Raw genomic sequence first — 15,527 nt, 5'->3', positions numbered from 1 at the left:
CTCCCTGGCCAGAACCTACAAGATAACGGAATGGCATCCATGCCTGTCGTACGACAGGTGATCCGGCCGGTTCCGGCGCACGATGGCAGCCCGGAAGGATCACACCGGGGTGACCCACAGGACGGGGACGGGACATGACGCCGTACGCACAGGGCGCGGACGCCGAACGGGAACGGGCGGTGGAAGCCGCGCTCGGCAAGCTCGATCTCGCCGCCAAGACCCGGCTGCTGGCCGGGCAGGACATGTGGACGCTGCCCGCGCTCGGCGAGATCGGCCTGGCCTCGCTGGTGATGTCCGACGGCCCGATCGGGGTACGCGGCCGCCGCTGGACCTCCGTCGACCCGTCCGTGGCGCTGCCCAGCCCCACCGCGCTGGCCGCCGCCTGGGACCCGCGGCTCGCCCGCCGGGCGGGCCGGCTGCTCGCCCAGGAGGCCCACCGCAAGGGCGTGCACGTGCTCCTCGCGCCCACCGTCAACCTGCACCGCAGCCCGCTCGGCGGCCGCCACTTCGAGGCGTACAGCGAGGACCCGTATCTGACCGGCGCGATCGGCACCGGATACGTGCTCGGCGTCCAGGACGGCGGCGTCGGGGTCACCGTGAAGCACTTCACCGGCAACGACGCCGAGACCGAGCGCTTCACCGTCGACAACCGGATCGGCGAGCGTGCCCTGCGGGAGCTGTACCTGGCCCCCTTCGAGGCGATCGTGGCCGGGCCCGCCCGTGGGGCGTGATGGCCGCCTACAACGCCGTCAACGGCGTCTCCATGACCGAGCACGACGCGCTGGTGAACGGCGTGCTGCGCGGCGAGTGGGGATTCGACGGGATCGTGGTCTCCGACTGGCTCGCCGCCCGCTCCACCACCGGCGCGGTGCACGGCGGCCTCGACATCGCGATGCCCGGCCCGCTGACCGTCTACGGGGAGGCGCTGGCCGCCGCCGTGCGGGCCGGTGAGGTCGCCGAGAGTGTGGTGGACGACGCGGCCCGCCGGGTGCTGCGGCTGGCCGCCAGGGCCGGGCTGCTCTCCGGCACCCCGGCGGCCGTCTCGGTCGCCGGACGGCCGGCCGGCATCGACGGGGACGCGCTGGCCAGGGAGATCGCGGTGCGCGGCTGCGTGCTGGTGCGCAACGCGGTCCGCGGGGCCGCGCCGGTCCTGCCGCTCGACGACTTCACCGGCGGGGTGGCACTGATCGGCGCCGCCGCCCGGGACGCCCGGATACTCGGCGGAGGTTCGGCGCAGGTCTTCCCCGACCGGGTGGTCTCCCCGCTCGACGGGCTCCGGGCGGCGCTGCCGGCCGGCGTACCGCTGACGTACGCGCTCGGCGCCGACCCCAGCGAGGAACTGGCCCCCGCCGGCGCCGGGTTCACCCTGCGCGCCGTCGTCCGGGACGCCGCAGGGCGTGAGCTGGGCGCCGAGCCGATGCCCGGCGGGCACCTGCAGTGGCTCGGCGACCTGCCGTCCGGTGTCTCCTACGAGCAGTTGCACACCGTCGAGACGGTGGGGACCTTCACCCCCCGGGTGAGCGGGGCGCACCGCTTCGGCACCCGGGGAACCGGCGCCTTCCGGCTCACCGTGGCAGGACAGGTGCTCTTCGACGGCCGCCAGCAGGACGCGAACGCCGACCCGTTCGAGGCGTTCTTCGGGCAGCCCACCGAACGCGGCACGGTGGAGCTGACCGCCGGGCAGCCGGTCGGGGTCAGCCTGCTCTGCACACCGCCGAAGTCGGCCGGGCTCCCCATCGAGGCGGTCGGGTTCGCCCTGCTGCACGGTGAACCCGAGCGGGACCCCGAGGAGTTGCTGGCGGAGGCGGTCCAAGCGGCGCGGGCCGCGCACACCGCGGTGGTGGTCGTCGCGACCACCGAGCGCGTCGAGTCCGAGGGCTTCGACCGCACCGATCTGCGACTGCCGGGCCGCCAGGACGAGTTGGTCGCCCGGGTCGCGGCGGTCAACCCGCGCACCGTGGTGATCGTCAACTCCGGCTCCCCGGTGGAACTTCCGTGGCGGGAGCAGGTCGCGGCGGTGCTGCTCGCCTGGTTCCCCGGTCAGGAGGCGGGCGCCGCCCTCGCGGACGTCCTGCTCGGCGCCGCGGAGCCGGGCGGCAGGCTCCCCACCACCTGGCCGGCCCGTCTGGCCGACGCCCCCGTCACCCGGGTCACCCCGGCCGACGGCGTACTCCCGTACGACGAGGGCCTGTTCATCGGCTACCGCGCCTGGGACCGCCGCCCGGGACCGGCGCCCGCCTACCCCTTCGGGCACGGGCTCGGCTACACGGAGTGGGAGTACCGGACGCTGACCGTCGAGCCGGGCGACCCGGAGGAGGGCACGCTCGCCACCGCCCGGGTCACCCTGCGCAACTCCGGTGCCCGCCCCGGCCGGGAGGTCGTCCAGCTCTACCTGGCGCCGGACGGGGACTTCCCGGTGGAACGGCCGGCCCGCTGGCTGGCCGGCTTCGGCGCGGTCACCGCCGCGCCGGGCGGCCTGGCCGAGGTCGAGGTGCCGATCCCCCGCCGGGCCGCGGAAGTCTGGGACGAGGCCGCGTCGGTCTGGCGGCTCCTGCCCGGCGACTACACCCTGACCGCCGCCCACAGCCTGGCCGACCCCCGGCTGTCCGTCCCGCTGACCGGCTGAGGGTATGCTCCTGCCCGCCGAACGGCAGGGGGAGGGACGCGGTGGAGGACGAACACAGCGGGGTCGAGGCGGGCGACAGGTCTTACGGGGCCGACGGATACGAAGCGGCCGACGAGCGCGAGTGGCACGAGGACGACGAAACGGACGGCCGGCGGCGGAACTTCGCCCCGCTGCTGCTCTTCGCGGTGCCCGCGGTGGTGATCCTCGTCCTCCTCGGCCTGCTCTTCGGCGACGACCTCTTCGGCGCGGACCACCCCTTCGGGGACTCCCGTGCCTGCGCCGGCAGCGACACCCCGCTGGTCCCGGCGCTGCAGAGCCAGGGGATTGGCCTGCCCGCCGTGGTCAAGGGCCTGCACTACGCGACGCACGAGGAGAACACCCAGGCGCCGGACGGGGTGCGGTTCACCGCGTTCTTCACCAGCACCCGGCAGGCGATGGAGGACTACCTGCGCCAACAGCGGCTGGTCGCTCCGGACCAGGCGGGCGACCCGCGCACCGACGCCTACGGGAACAGCCTGGACGGCGGCGACATCGGCGTCCCCCAGGCTCAGTGCGGCACGGGGCAGATCACCGGCGACTTCGCCTCCATCCCGAAGAGCCTGAACGGCAGCGAACAGCTGACGGTCAGCGTCGAGCGGACCGCCCTCGGCATCGACGCCCGGCCGCGGGTGCTCATCACCATTTCCGGCTGACGCCGGGGCGCCCGGACTCACGGTCACGGGTCAGCCCTTGGCGGTGAGTCCCGCCACCGAGGCGAGTATCCGGGCGAGTTCGGCCTGGCCCCGCTCATTGGGGTGGAACCAGTCCCAGTGGCTCAGTTCGTCCGTCCCGAACCGGTAGGCGAAGACCGCGCCGCCGTCGTAGCGGCAGCGGACGTACCCCGCACAGACCTGCCCCATCGCGGCGTTGTAGGCGATCACCCGGTCCCGTACCGTCGTCCGCCGCTGCTGGGCCGCGGCGGTCTGCGCGTCGGCGTCGCCCAGCATCGACGGGCACAGACCCAGCTTCCAGACCTGCTTGCCGAGCACGTTCGTCCGCCCCACCGACCACAGCCGCTGGAGGTCGGGAATGCTCGCCACCAGGATCTGGGTGGTGGGCAGGGTGCGGTGCAGATACGCCAGCGCGGCCGCGAACTCCGACCGGAACTCGGCGACCGGGGTCATGGCCGCGGTGGTGGCCGTGCAGGCGTCATTGGCGCCGATCAGCACCGTGACCATGGCCGGTCTGTGCGCCGCGGCGGCGCGCGCCTGCGCCATCAGGCCGGACACCCGCGCCCCGGACTCGGCGACGTTCCAGGTGGAGACCCCGGTGAGGCGGCTGCTGAGGCTGCCGACCTTCGTACGGGAGCCGGTCGCCCAGGAGACCTCGGGGCAGTCGGCGAGCGGATTGCACGCGTCGAATCCGCGGGTGATCGAGTCGCCGAGCGCGGCGACCGACGGCGGGTGCGCGTTCCACGGCCGGGCCGGCGGTTCGGGCGCGGGGCGGCGCTGGGGGCCGGTCGGCGCGCCGGTGGCGGAATGCGAGATCTGTGCGGACGGCGTCGGCCGCCGTCCGTCCGGCAGCGGGTCGCCGGCGCCGCACGCGGTGAGTCCTGCCAGGCCGGACAGGACGAGGGCAGCCACGACGGGCAGCAGACGGCGGCGGATGGGCGGTCGCAACGGCTGCCACATGGGGCACTCCCCTCCGACGACTGGGTGACATCTGGTACGAGGACGACGGTACGTCACTCCCTCCAGGACGCCGCACGGTAGCTTTTAGCCTGACACCCAAGGGAACTGACGGGAGGTCGGCGCCAGCCGGGCGTTTGGGACGAGAGTTGTCCTGTTTGTTGACAATGGTGCAGAATGTCGTACGTTGCCCCGGGAGCACCGGTTCGGGTGTTGAGGCCGCTGGGGAAGGCGAACCTCGTCCCACACTGGAGGTACCGGTGACGACACGTGGTGTTCTGTACGTGCACGCCGCGCCACGCGCGCTCTGCCCGCATGTCGAGTGGGCGGTCGCGGGTGTCCTCGGCGTGCGCGTCTCCCTGGACTGGATCCGCCAGCCCGCCGCCCCCGGCACCTGGCGCGCCGAGTTCTCCTGGCAGGGCGAACCCGGCACGGCCTCGAAGCTGGCGTCCGCGCTGCGCGGCTGGCACATGCTGCGCTTCGAGGTCACCGCGGAGCCCTGCGCGAGCGCCGAGGGCGAGCGCTACAGCGCCACCCCGGAACTCGGCATCTTCCACGCGGTCATCGGCATGCACGGGGACATCCTGATCCCGGAGGACCGGCTGCGCGCCGCGATGCTGCGGGCCCGCAAGGGCGAGGCCGATCTGGAGGGCGAGCTGGCGAAACTGCTCGGCAAGCCGTGGGACGACGAGCTGGAGCCGTTCCGCTACGCGGGCGAGGGCGCGCCGGTCCGCTGGCTCCACCAGGTGGTCTGAGCGCGGGCATAGCCTGGTGGTCATGTCCACCGACTCTCACGCCCCCCTCACCGTCGCGGTCCTCGGCACCGGCATCATGGGCGCCGGCATGGCCCGCAGTCTCGCCGCCGCCGGACACCGGGTCCGCGTTTGGAACCGTACGGTCTCCCGCGCCCAGCCACTGGCCGAGCACGGCATCGAGGTCGACGCCGACGCCGCCGAGGCGGTAAGGGACGCCGACGCGGTCCTCACGATGCTGCTCGACGGGCCCGCGGTGTTCCAGGTGATGCGGACCGCCGCTCCCGCGCTGAAGGACGGCGCGGTGTGGGCGCAGACCAGCACGGTGGGCCCCCAGGCCCAGAGCGAACTCGCCGCCTTCGCCGCCGAGCGCGGCATCCTCTTCCTCGACGCGCCCGTTCTCGGCACCAAATCGGTCGCCGAGGCCGGTCAGCTCACCGTCACCGCGGCCGGGCCGGCTGCCGCCCGGGGCGTCGCCGCCCGCGTTTTCGACGCGATCGGCGGCAAGACCATCTGGCTCGACGGCGAGGCCGCGCAGGCGCCGGCCAGCCGGCTCAAGCTCGTCCTCAACAACTGGGTGCTGGCGCTCACGCTCGCCACGGGCGAGACGCTGGCGCTGGCCCAGGGGCTCGGGGTGGCCCCCGAGCGCTTCTTCGAGGCCATCGACGGCGGGGCGATGGACGTCCCCTATCTCCGTCTGAAGGCAGGCGCCATCCTCGGCGGCGACTTCGCGCCCAACTTCACGCTGTCCGGTGCGGAGAAGGACCTCCGCCTCATCGTCGCCGCCGCGGAGTCGGCCGGTATCCGCCTCGACCTGGCCGCGGCCGGCGTGGAGCGCTTCCGCCGGGCGGCGGAACTCGGGCACGACGGGGAGGACATGGCCGCGGCGTACTTCGCCAGCTTCCCCGGCGGCGGTGCGCCCGCCGCCGGGTGACGTCGATGCTCCGGCCCTGCCCCGTCACCGTGACCGGGCAGGGCACCCCGCGAAGGAGCCTCAGCGGCTCGGGGTGCGCAAGGCGAGGACGACGTTGTGGCCGCCGAAGCCGAAGGAGTCGTTCAGCGCGGCGATGGTGCCCTCGGGAAGGGGGCGCGGGGCACCGGAGACGATGTCCGCGTCGACCTCGGGGTCCTGGTGGTCGAGGTTGATCGTCGGCGGGGCCAGCCGGTGGTGGAGGGCCAGCACCGTGGCGACCGTCTCGATACCGCCGGCGCCGCCCAAAAGGTGGCCGGTCATCGACTTGGTGGCGGAGACCGCCATGTGGTCGACGTCGTCCCCGAAGATGCGCCGCAGCGCCTTGATCTCCGCGACGTCACCCTGCGGGGTGGACGTGGCGTGCGCATTGACGTGCACGATCTCGGCCGGCTTGAGGTCGGAGTTCTCCAGCAGGTGCTGCAGCGCCGCCGCGATGCCCCGCCCGGACGGCTCCGGCTGGGTGATGTGGTGCGCGTCGGACGAGATGCCCTGGCCGACCGCCTCCACGTACACCCGGGCGCCGCGTGCCGCGGCGTGCTCCGCCGACTCCAGGACCACCACGCCGGCACCCTCGCCGAGCACGAAACCGTTGCGGTCCGCGTCGTACGGCCGGGAGGCGCCCTCGGGGTCGTCGTTGTTCTTGGACATCGCCATCATGTTGCCGAAGGCCACGATCGGCAGCGGGTGGATCGCCGCCTCGGTGCCGCCCGCGACGACCACGTCGGCGCGGCCGGTGCGGATCATCTCGATGGCGTAACCGATCGCCTCGGCGCCGGAGGCGCACGCGCTGACCGGGGTATGCACGCCGGCCCGCGCGTTGACGTCGATACCGACGTTCGCGGCCGGGCTGTTGGGCATCAGCATCGGCACGGTGTGCGGGGACACCTTGCGGACGCCCTGCTTGGTGAGCACGTCGTACTGGTCGAGCAGGGTGGTGACACCGCCGATGCCGGAGGCGATCACCGCGCCCAGCCGGTCGGGGTCGACCGCCGGGTCCTCGCCCGCCTTGGCGGTGAAGCCGGCATCGGCCCACGCCTCGCGGGCGGCGATGAGCGCGAACTGCGCGCTGCGGTCCAACTTCCGCGCGAGCGGCCGCGGCAGGATCTCGCCGGGCTCCACAGCCACCCGGGCGGCGATCCGCACCGGCAGCTCGGCCGCCCAGTCCTCCGTAAGCGTCCGCACGCCGGAACGGCCGGCGAGCAGCGCCTCCCAGGTCGACGCGCTGTCGCCACCCAGCGGTGTGGTTGCTCCGATACCGGTGACGACCACGGTGTGATTGGTCGGGCTCACAGGAATGTCTCTCCACGTCTGGCTAGAAGGGCGGGCGACAGACACGTCGTCCGGGGGGTTGGGGGCCCGTGAGGGGGCCTGCTCAGCCCTGAGCGTTCAGGATGTAGTCGACGGCGTCGCCGACCGTCTTGAGGTTCTTCACGTCGTCGTCCGGGATCTTCACGCTGAACTGCTCCTCGGCCGCCACGACGACCTCGACCATGGACAGCGAGTCGACATCCAGGTCGTCGGTGAAGGACTTGTCCAGCTGGACGTCCTCGGTGGGGATGCCGGCGATCTCGTTCACGATGTCGGCGAGACCGGCGACGATCTCTTCCTTGGTGGCCATTACGGCGCTCCTTGATGTGTGACCGGGTTGGGTAACCAGGTGTCTGACCGGGTGGTGCGGCGTGCTGGACTGCGGCGCCGCGTGGGATGTGCCTAGGGGAGAGTAACGACAGTCGCCGCGTAGACCAGACCCGCCCCGAACCCGATGACCAGCGCGGTGTCGCCGCTCTTGGCCTCACCGGTGGCGAGCAGCCGCTCCATGGCGAGCGGAATGGAGGCGGAGGAGGTGTTGCCGGTGGTCTCGATGTCGCGGGCGACCGCGACATGGGCCGGCAGCTTCAGCGCCTTGATCATCGAGTCGATGATCCGCATGTTCGCCTGGTGCGGGATGAACGCGTCGAGCTCGTCGGCGGTGATCCCGGCGGCGTCCAGCGCCTCCTGGGCGACCTTGGCCATCTCGAAGACCGCCCAGCGGAAGACCGCCTGGCCTTCCTGGGTGATCGCCGGGAACTTGACCGCGCCGCTCTCGTCGAGCGGCAGCTGGGCCACGTCGTCCACCCGGAAGCGGTCCCAGGCGATCGTCTGGGTGATGGTCTCGGACTTGTCACCCTCCGAACCCCAAACCGTCGGGCCTATGGCGGGCACCTCGGACGGGCCGACCACCACCGCGCCCGCGCCGTCGCCGAAGAGGAACGCGGTGGCCCGGTCGGTCTTGTCGGTGAGGTCGCTGAGCCGCTCCACGCCGATCACCAGCACATGCCGGGCGGAACCCTCGACCACCATGCTCTTGGCGAGCGTCAGGCCGTAGGTGAAGCCGGCGCAGCCCGCGGAGATGTCGAAGGCGGCCGGCTTGCCGGCGCCGATCCGGTGCGCGATGTCGGTGGCCACCGCCGGGGTCTGCTTGAAGTGCGAGACGGTGGCGACGATGACCGCGTCGACTTCGGAGGCGTCGATCCCGGCGTCCGCGATGGCCTTGCCGCCCGCGGCCAGCGACATCTCGGCGACGGTCTCGTCCGGTCCCGCCCAGTGCCGGGTGGCGATGCCGGAACGGGTCCTGATCCACTCGTCGCTGGAGTCGATGTGCTCCAGGATCACCTCGTTGGGCACCACGCGGGTCGGGCGGTAGCCGCCGACGCCGAGGATCCGCGCGTACGGCGCACCCTTGGTGGGGCTGATCTTCGCTGTCATCGGACAGGACTCCTATTCGGCTCGGTCTTCGGCGGGTTCGCTCACGTCGGCGATCAGCGCGCGGGCCGCTTCGAGGTCATCCGGCCTCTTCAGCGCCAGGGTCCGGACCCCGGGCAGCGCCCGCTTGGCCAGACCCACCAGCGTGCCGCCGGGTGCCACCTCAATGATCGCAGTGACCCCGCGCTGCTTGAACGTCTCCATGCACAGGTCCCAGCGCACCGGGTTCGACACCTGTGCGACCAGCCTGCGTACGACCTCCGCGCCGGTGTCCACCGTCTGCCCGTCGGCGTTGGAAACATACGGCAGCCGGGGGTCGGCGACCGACAACCGCGGTGCCAGTGCCTCCAGTGTCGCAACCGCGGGGGCCATATGGGCGGTGTGGAAGGCACCGGCCACCTTCAGCGGCATCACCCGGGTGCCTTCGGGCTTGTCGGCGGCGAGCGCGGCGAGTTGCTCCATCGTGCCGGCCGCGACGATCTGGCCGCCGCCGTTGATGTTCGCCGGGGTCAGGCCGAGACCTGCCAGGTGGGCCACGACCGCGTCCGGGTCGCCGCCGAGCACCGCGGACATGCCGGTCTCGGTGACCGCCGCCGCGTCGGCCATCGCCCGGCCGCGGGCGGCCACGAAGGTCATCGCGTCGGTCGGGTCGAGCACACCGGCCAGGGCGGCGGCGGTGATCTCGCCGACGCTGTGACCGGCCACCGCGGCGGGTGCCGCGTTCAGTGCGGTGGCGGTGAGCAGGCCGGCGGCCACCAGCAGCGGCTGGGCGACCTTGGTGTCCCGGATCTCGTCGGCGTCGGCCTTCGTCCCGTAACGGGCGAGGTCGAGGCCGGCCGCGGCCGAGTATTCGGCCAACTGGTCAGCGGCACCGGGGAGTTCGAGCCAGGGAGCGAGGAAGCCGGGCGTCTGTGCGCCCTGGCCGGGAGCGACGAGTACGAGCACCTTCACACTCTCTCTCGCGGGCGGGTGTCCCCGCCGGTGGGGACAGGGACCAAGAACTGTCAGGTGATTTGTGGGTGTCCCACAAATTGTCAGCGTGCACGATCCGCATCGGAGAGTCGGCCCAGGATGAGCGCGATGCGCAGGGTGAACGCGGAGCGTACATCAGAGGGTGACCACCCGGTGACATCGGTCACACGTCGCAGCCGGTAGCGAACGGTATTGGGGTGCACGAAGAGCATGCGTGCCGCTCCTTCGAGGGACGATGCCTGCTCCAGGTAGACACTCAGCGTCTCCAGCAGCGCCGAGCCCGCTTCTTCCAGCGGCCTGTAGATCTCCTCCACCAGTTGCTCGCGGGCGTGCCGGTCACCGGCCATCGCCCGCTCCGGCAGCAGATCGTCCGAGAGCACAGGGCGGGGCGCGTCCGGCCAGGCCGCGCAGGCCCGGAGACCGGCCGCCGCGGCCTGCGCCGAGCGGGTCGCGGAGAGCAGGTCGCCGACCACGGGACCGGCCACCACCGGGCCCGCCGCGAACGGCCCGATGAGCGCCTTCGCCACCCGGAGCGGATCGTCGTCCCCGCCGGCCACCACCACCAGCCGCTCGCCGAGCACCCCGGTGAGCACCTGCAGTTTGGCGTGCCGGGAGGCCCGGCGGATCGCCTCCACGGTGAGTTCGCTGTCCCCGTTGGGCGCGGTGCCGAGCACCACCACGATCTTGTCTGGCGAACTCCAGCCGAGCGCGGCGGCCCGGGACAGCACGCCCTCGTCCGCCTCGCCGGAGATCACCGCGTTGACCACCAGCGACTCCAGCCGGGCGTCCCACGCGCCGCGTGCCTCGGCGGCCTGCGCGTACACCTGGGCGGTGGCGAAGGCGATCTCCCGGGCGTAGACCAGCAGCGCCTCCCGCAGGACCGATTCGTCGCCGGGGGCGGCCACCTCGTCGATCGCCGCCTCCATCACCTCGATGGTGGTGCGGACCATCTCCACGGTCTGCCGCAGCGAGATGGCCCGGGTCAGCTCGCGCGGCGCGGTGCCGAACACGTCGGTGCTGATCGCCTGCGGCGCCCCGGGGTGGCGGAACCACTCGGTGAACGCGGCGATGCCCGCCTGCGCCACCAGTCCGATCCAGGACCGGTTCTCCGGCGGCATCGCCCGGTACCAGGGCAGCTGCTCGTCCATCCGCGCGATGGCGTTCGCGGCCAGCCGGCCGGCGGACTTCTCCAGCCGCTTGAGCGTCGCGGAGTGGTCCCCGCGGGAACGCTCGGCGGGCACCTTCGGGACTTGCGGGGCATCGGGCACGTGACAAGCCTGCCTTATCGCCTGCGGCGGGCTGTGCGGGGGTCTGCCGGGTTTGCCCGGCCACGGCGGGCGCTGCCCTGCGGCGGGGTGCGTACGGTGGTCCCGTGATCGACGTGACGCGGGCGGCGGACCGCTACCGGGGCGGTGAGCCGGCGGCCGGGATCGAGACCCGGCACGCCTTCTCCTTCGGCGGCCACTACGACCCGGCCAATGTCCGCTTCGGACTGCTGCTGGCCTGCAACGAGGAACGGCTGGCACCCGGCGCGGGGTTCGCCGCGCACCCGCACCGCGACACCGAGATCGTCACCTGGGTGGTGACGGGCGAGCTGACACACACCGACTCGGCCGGGCACGCGTCGGTGGTACGGCCCGGGGAGGTGCAGTGGCTCGGCGCGGGCGCCGGGGTGCGGCATGTCGAGCGCAACGCCGGCCCCGAACCGCTGACGTTCCTTCAGATGTGGCTGCACCCGGGCGAGTTCGGCGGCGAGCCGCGGTACGCCGTCCGGCGCGCCGACCGGTTCACGCCGCCGGGCCAGCCGCTCGCCACCCTCCATGTCGGCCGCGCGCCGGGGCCGTTGCCGGCCGCGCCCTTCGTGTACGTCCATGTCGTACGCGGGCAAGTGCGGCTCGGCGAACAGGTGTTGGCGGCCGGCGACGCGGCCAGGATCACGGCCGATGCGGGGCTGCGGGCAGAAACGAACGGTCCTGCGGAGTATCTGGTGTGGGAGATGCACGGGGAGCCGTCGTACGGCTGACCGGATCGGCCACGTGGGCCGGCAGCCACAGGCGTTCGTACGACGCGGAGCCCGGAGCGGCGTGGTAGGTGATCAGCATCTGGCCGGGTGCGCCGGGCAGCGCCAGCTTCTCGTACCGCAGGTCGAGCGGCCCGACCTGGGGGTGGATCCGCTCCCGGCGGGACCGCAGGAAGTCGCCGAGCCCGCTCCCGGTAGCCATGTCTCCAGGTACGGCGGCGCGGCCTGCGGAGCCTGTCCCCGCCGGTACCAGGGCCGGCCGGCCGTCCACCCGGGCGCCGTCCCCACCAACCTCCAGCAGCACACCGGCGGCATCAAGACCCCGCCCGAGCGCCGCAAGACCGCCGCCCAGGGCGCCGCCACCTCGGTGCTCGCCGCCGCCTCCCCGCTGCTCGACGGCATCGGGGGCCGCTATCCGGAGGACTGCGCCGAGGCCGAACCGCTCACCGAGCACCCGCCGCTCTTCCAGGGCGGGGTGGCGCCCTTCGCGCTGGACCCGGCGAACGCCGAGCGCCTGTGGGAGACGGCCCTGCGGCTCACCGCCTGACGCCGGGCCGCCCGGCCGCAGGACCAGGTCAGCCGCGCAGCTCCGTCAGCACCGCGTCGGTCAGCCGCGGCCACTGCGGCAGCGCCCACTCGCCGAAGTCGCGGTCGGTCAGCACCACCAGGGCCGCGGCCGCCGCCGGGTCCACCCACAAGAAGGTGCCGGACTGGCCGAAGTGGCCGAAGGTGGCGGGCGAGGACAGGGCGCCGGTCCAGTGCGGGGATTTGCTGTCCCGCAGCTCGAAGCCCAGGCCCCAGTCGTTGGGGTTCTGGTGGCCGTAGCCCGGCAGGACGCCCTTGAGGCCCGGGTACGCCACGGAGGTCGCCGTCGCCACGGTGGACGGGTGGAGCAGCTGCGGGGCCTGCAGCTCCGTGGCGAAGCGGGCCAGGTCGGCGGCGGTCGAGACGCCGTCCGCCGCCGGTGAGCCGGGCAGCGAGGTGCCCGTCATGCCCAGCGGCTCCAGCACGGCCTGCCGCAGGTACTCCGCGAACGGCATCCCGGCCGCCTTCGTCAGGGTCTCGCCCAGCACCTCGAAGCCCGCGTTGGAGTAGATCCGCCGGTTGCCGGGCGCGGCCACCACCTTGTGCTCGTCGAAAGCGAGCCCGGAGGCGTGCGCCAGCAGGTGCCGTACGGTCGATCCCGCGGGCCCGGCCGGGTCGTCCAGCTCGAAGACGCCCTCCTCGTAGCCGACCAGCACGGCGTACGCGGCCAGCGGCTTGGTCACCGAAGCGAGCCGGAACTGCCGCTCGACCGGCCCGTAGGTCCCGGCGAGCGTCCCGTCGCCCCGGACGACGGCCGCCGCCGCGTTCTGTACCGGCCAGCTCTCGATCAACTGCAGGCTCTCCATGGCGGCGAGCTTAGAGCGTGGGGCGGACCGGACCGCAGCCCGCTTGCCTGGAGTGCACTCCAAGGTCTTAGCGTGGAGGCCATGACGGTCGTGCACGCGACGAAGAGCAAACCGGTCGGCACGAGGAACTGCGAGGACGACGCACGACATCTGCGGCCCGACGGCCAGGACCAGTACACGATCAGTGAGGTCGCCGACTTCACCGGCCTCAGCGCGCACACCCTGCGCTGGTACGAGCGGATCGGGCTGATGCCGCACGTCGACCGCTCGCACACCGGGCAGCGGCGGTTCTCCAACCGGGACCTGGACTGGCTGGCGTTCGTCGGCAAGCTGCGGCTGACCGGGATGCCGGTCGCGGACATGGTGGCGTACGCGGAGATGGTCAGGGCCGGCGACCAGACGTATCCCGACCGGCAGGCGCTGCTGGAGTCGACCCGGCTGGGGGTCCTGCGGCGGATCGCCGAACTCCAGGACACCCTCACCGTGCTCGACAGCAAGATCGCAACGTACGCGGGGCCGCGTCCGGCACCCGTGGAGAGGACAGGCACGTGATGGCAGAAGACAGCGGCGCGCGGATCGGCACGGAGCGGCTCGGCAGGGGCGGCCCGGTGGTCGGCATCCAGGGTCTCGGGTGCATGGGCATCAGCGAGTTCTACGGGCAGACCGACGAGGCGGGCGCGCGGGAGACCCTGGAGGTCGCGCTGGACCTCGGGGTGACCCTCTACGACACCGCCGACATGTACGGGATCGGCGCCAACGAGGAGTTCCTCGCGCCCTTCGTCAAGGCACACCGTGACGAGATCGTGCTGGCCACGAAGTTCGCCAACGAGCGCAGGCCCGAGGACCCCTCCTACCGGGCGATCCGCAACGACCCGGCCTACATCCGGCAGGCGGTCGAGGGCAGCCTGCGGCGGCTCGGCACGGACGTCATCGACGTCTACTACATGCACCGCCGTGACCCCAAGGTGCCGCTGAGCGAGTCGGTCGGGGCGATGGGCGAGCTGGTGGCGGCGGGCAAGGTCCGCCACCTGGGCCTGTCCGAGGTGACCGGCGCCGAGCTGCGCGAGGCGCACGCGGTGCACCCGATCGCCGCGATCCAGTCCGAGTGGTCGCTCTTCAGCCGGGACGTGGAGCAGTCCGCGGTCGGCGCGGCGGCCGAACTGGGCATCGCCTTCGTGCCGTACTCGCCGCTCGGCCGCGGCTTCCTCACCGGCGCCTTCCAGGACGCGGCCGGCGACCTGGCGCCCGGCGACCTCCGCCGCGCCCAGCCCCGCTTCACCGGGGAGAACGCGGCACGCAACGCCGCCCTGCTCGACCCGGTCCGCGAGGTGGCCGCGGCGCACGGCGCCACGCTCGGGCAGATCGCCCTGGCCTGGGTCCAGCAGCGCGCCCAGGTGCACGGCCTGCCGGTGGTGCCGATCCCCGGCACCCGCAGGGCGTCCCGTGTCCGCGAGAACACCGCGGCCACCCGGATCACTCTCACCGACACCGAGCTGGCCCGGCTCGAACCGATCGCCGGGCAGGTGGCGGGGACCCGTTACCCGGACATGAGCAGCACCTCGGCGGCGCGGGAGTAGGCAGTGGGCGCGGGGCGCGGGACGGGGGCCGCCGGACGGCGGAGGGTTACTTGCGGACGGCGGCCAGCACGGCGGCGGCGAACGGCAGGGACTCGTGGACCGGGCCGTAGCCGAGGCCGAAGATCACCGCTGAGGGGTCCTGGTCGGCCGCCGCGGGCGGCTCGGCCGCGTCCCGGCGGCGGACCCGCAGGTGGCCGTGGAGGAGTTCGGGGGAGTGCCATTCCACGCCGTCCAGCTCCTCCACCGGGAAGGACTGGTCGCCGGCTTTCCACTTGGCGGTGGAGGCGCCGGTCCAGAACCAGCGGAAGGTGACCGTGCGGCCGTCGAAGAACGCCTTGGCGTCGTACGCCTTGAACGAGCGCGGTCCGGCCGGCGCCGCCACCAGGAAGCGGGCCGGCGGCTCGGCCGGGCCCAGCGCGCCGATCGCGGCGGTGAGCTCGTCCCGCCGGGCCTCGGCGAGCGACCGCGACTGCTCGGGCAGCACCAGCCGGTAGGGGTCCGCGGTCTCCCGCAGCTGCCCGGCGGCGGCCTCCACCACCGGGTCCGCACCCGGCCGCGGCACCGCCCGCAGCACGACGGTCCCGCGCCGGCCGTCGGCCACCTCCACGCTCTCCAGGGCGGTGTACGGCACCCGCCGTTCGCCGAGCGCCTGCAGCAGCCGTGAGCCCCGCACCGAACGGCTGTACCGGATCACCAGCGCGTCTGGTGCGAACTCCCATACGGCGTTGTTTCCGGCCAGTACGTCACCCATAAGGGTCAGCTTATGGCCGGGTCGCGCCTGCCGACTCCCCCTGGCGCTACGCGCGT

16 protein-coding genes and 1 pseudogene are annotated in these 15,527 nt (G+C 73.1%); 8 read left to right on the top strand and 9 right to left on the bottom strand.

Translation table 11 applies throughout. The features are described from left to right. The first annotated feature begins 134 nt into the window (after positions 1-134). Both OG552_RS10980 and OG552_RS10975 read left to right on the top strand, forming a co-directional pair. Positions 135-2,626, top strand: a pseudogene (locus tag OG552_RS10980) (glycoside hydrolase family 3 protein). A gap of 41 nt (positions 2,627-2,667) precedes the next feature. After that, positions 2,668-3,318 (top strand): hypothetical protein, encoded by a 651-nt coding sequence (locus OG552_RS10975; RefSeq protein WP_329131719.1) that lies wholly within the window; start codon positions 2,668-2,670, stop codon positions 3,316-3,318. 30 nt (positions 3,319-3,348) lie between these two features. Here the strand turns inward: OG552_RS10975 and OG552_RS10970 are convergent, their stop codons facing one another. Then, positions 3,349-4,296, bottom strand: a complete 948-nt coding sequence (locus OG552_RS10970; RefSeq protein WP_443070909.1) for an SGNH/GDSL hydrolase family protein — start codon at positions 4,294-4,296, stop codon at positions 3,349-3,351. A 257-nt stretch (positions 4,297-4,553) separates the two neighbouring features. On the opposite strand from OG552_RS10970, the gene OG552_RS10965 reads away from it, so the two are divergent. Both OG552_RS10965 and OG552_RS10960 read left to right on the top strand, forming a co-directional pair. Beyond that, positions 4,554-5,048 carry a DUF3145 domain-containing protein gene (locus OG552_RS10965; protein WP_329131716.1) on the top strand — a complete coding sequence of 165 codons (495 nt, stop codon included), beginning with the start codon at positions 4,554-4,556 and terminating at the stop codon, positions 5,046-5,048. Between the two features lie 22 nt (positions 5,049-5,070). Continuing rightward, on the top strand, positions 5,071-5,979 hold the full coding sequence (locus OG552_RS10960) for an NAD(P)-dependent oxidoreductase (RefSeq protein ID WP_329131714.1): 909 nt from the start codon (positions 5,071-5,073) through the stop codon (positions 5,977-5,979). Positions 5,980-6,039: 60 nt separating this feature from the next. On the opposite strand, the gene fabF is transcribed toward OG552_RS10960, so the two are convergent. The 5 genes from fabF to OG552_RS10935 form a co-directional block, all read right to left on the bottom strand. Further along, positions 6,040-7,308: a beta-ketoacyl-ACP synthase II gene (gene fabF / locus OG552_RS10955; RefSeq protein WP_329131713.1), complete on the bottom strand. Its 1,269-nt coding sequence runs from the start codon at positions 7,306-7,308 to the stop codon at positions 6,040-6,042. An 82-nt stretch (positions 7,309-7,390) separates the two neighbouring features. Then, the gene (locus OG552_RS10950; RefSeq protein WP_311296563.1) at positions 7,391-7,636 is read right to left on the bottom strand and encodes an acyl carrier protein; all 246 of its coding nucleotides are present in this window, start codon (positions 7,634-7,636) and stop codon (positions 7,391-7,393) included. Positions 7,637-7,728: 92 nt separating this feature from the next. Beyond that, entirely contained in the window at positions 7,729-8,763 is a 1,035-nt protein-coding gene (locus OG552_RS10945; RefSeq protein WP_329131707.1) for a ketoacyl-ACP synthase III, read from the bottom strand. A gap of 12 nt (positions 8,764-8,775) precedes the next feature. Continuing rightward, positions 8,776-9,705, bottom strand: a complete 930-nt coding sequence (locus OG552_RS10940) for an ACP S-malonyltransferase (RefSeq protein WP_329131705.1) — start codon at positions 9,703-9,705, stop codon at positions 8,776-8,778. A gap of 89 nt (positions 9,706-9,794) precedes the next feature. Then, positions 9,795-11,000 carry a PucR family transcriptional regulator gene (locus OG552_RS10935; protein ID WP_329131703.1) on the bottom strand — a complete coding sequence of 402 codons (1,206 nt, stop codon included), beginning with the start codon at positions 10,998-11,000 and terminating at the stop codon, positions 9,795-9,797. Between the two features lie 104 nt (positions 11,001-11,104). Here OG552_RS10935 and OG552_RS10930 point away from each other — a divergent pair, with 104 nt between their 5' ends. Further along, positions 11,105-11,755 carry a pirin family protein gene (locus OG552_RS10930; RefSeq protein WP_329131701.1) on the top strand — a complete coding sequence of 217 codons (651 nt, stop codon included), beginning with the start codon at positions 11,105-11,107 and terminating at the stop codon, positions 11,753-11,755. On the opposite strand, the gene OG552_RS10925 is transcribed toward OG552_RS10930, so the two are convergent. Then, the gene (locus tag OG552_RS10925) at positions 11,667-11,855 is read right to left on the bottom strand and encodes a hypothetical protein (protein ID WP_329140719.1); all 189 of its coding nucleotides are present in this window, start codon (positions 11,853-11,855) and stop codon (positions 11,667-11,669) included. The genes OG552_RS10930 and OG552_RS10925 overlap by 89 nt on opposite strands. On the opposite strand from OG552_RS10925, the gene OG552_RS10920 reads away from it, so the two are divergent. Next, positions 11,817-12,299: a hypothetical protein gene (locus OG552_RS10920; protein ID WP_329141387.1), complete on the top strand. Its 483-nt coding sequence runs from the start codon at positions 11,817-11,819 to the stop codon at positions 12,297-12,299. The genes OG552_RS10925 and OG552_RS10920 overlap by 39 nt on opposite strands. A gap of 28 nt (positions 12,300-12,327) precedes the next feature. Here OG552_RS10920 and OG552_RS10915 read toward each other — a convergent pair whose 3' ends face one another. Next, complete coding sequence (locus OG552_RS10915) at positions 12,328-13,143, bottom strand: serine hydrolase domain-containing protein (RefSeq protein WP_329131700.1); 816 nt, start codon at positions 13,141-13,143, stop codon at positions 12,328-12,330. An 81-nt stretch (positions 13,144-13,224) separates the two neighbouring features. Here OG552_RS10915 and OG552_RS10910 point away from each other — a divergent pair, with 81 nt between their 5' ends. Both OG552_RS10910 and OG552_RS10905 read left to right on the top strand, forming a co-directional pair. Then, positions 13,225-13,695: a MerR family transcriptional regulator gene (locus OG552_RS10910; RefSeq protein WP_329131698.1), complete on the top strand. Its 471-nt coding sequence runs from the start codon at positions 13,225-13,227 to the stop codon at positions 13,693-13,695. Then, positions 13,695-14,720: an aldo/keto reductase gene (locus OG552_RS10905; protein ID WP_329131697.1), complete on the top strand. Its 1,026-nt coding sequence runs from the start codon at positions 13,695-13,697 to the stop codon at positions 14,718-14,720. Before OG552_RS10910 ends, OG552_RS10905 begins: the two co-directional genes overlap by 1 nt. Before the next feature lie 46 nt (positions 14,721-14,766). Here the strand turns inward: OG552_RS10905 and OG552_RS10900 are convergent, their stop codons facing one another. Beyond that, on the bottom strand, positions 14,767-15,471 hold the full coding sequence (locus OG552_RS10900) for a DUF4429 domain-containing protein (RefSeq protein ID WP_443070908.1): 705 nt from the start codon (positions 15,469-15,471) through the stop codon (positions 14,767-14,769). Between the last annotated feature and the right edge of the window lie 56 nt (positions 15,472-15,527).

It is taken from the genome of Streptomyces sp. NBC_01476 (genome assembly GCF_036227265.1).
Classification (GTDB): domain Bacteria; phylum Actinomycetota; class Actinomycetes; order Streptomycetales; family Streptomycetaceae; genus Actinacidiphila.
The sequence above is the reverse complement of the archived record's forward strand: the minus strand, read 5'-3'. Positions and strand labels throughout refer to the sequence as shown.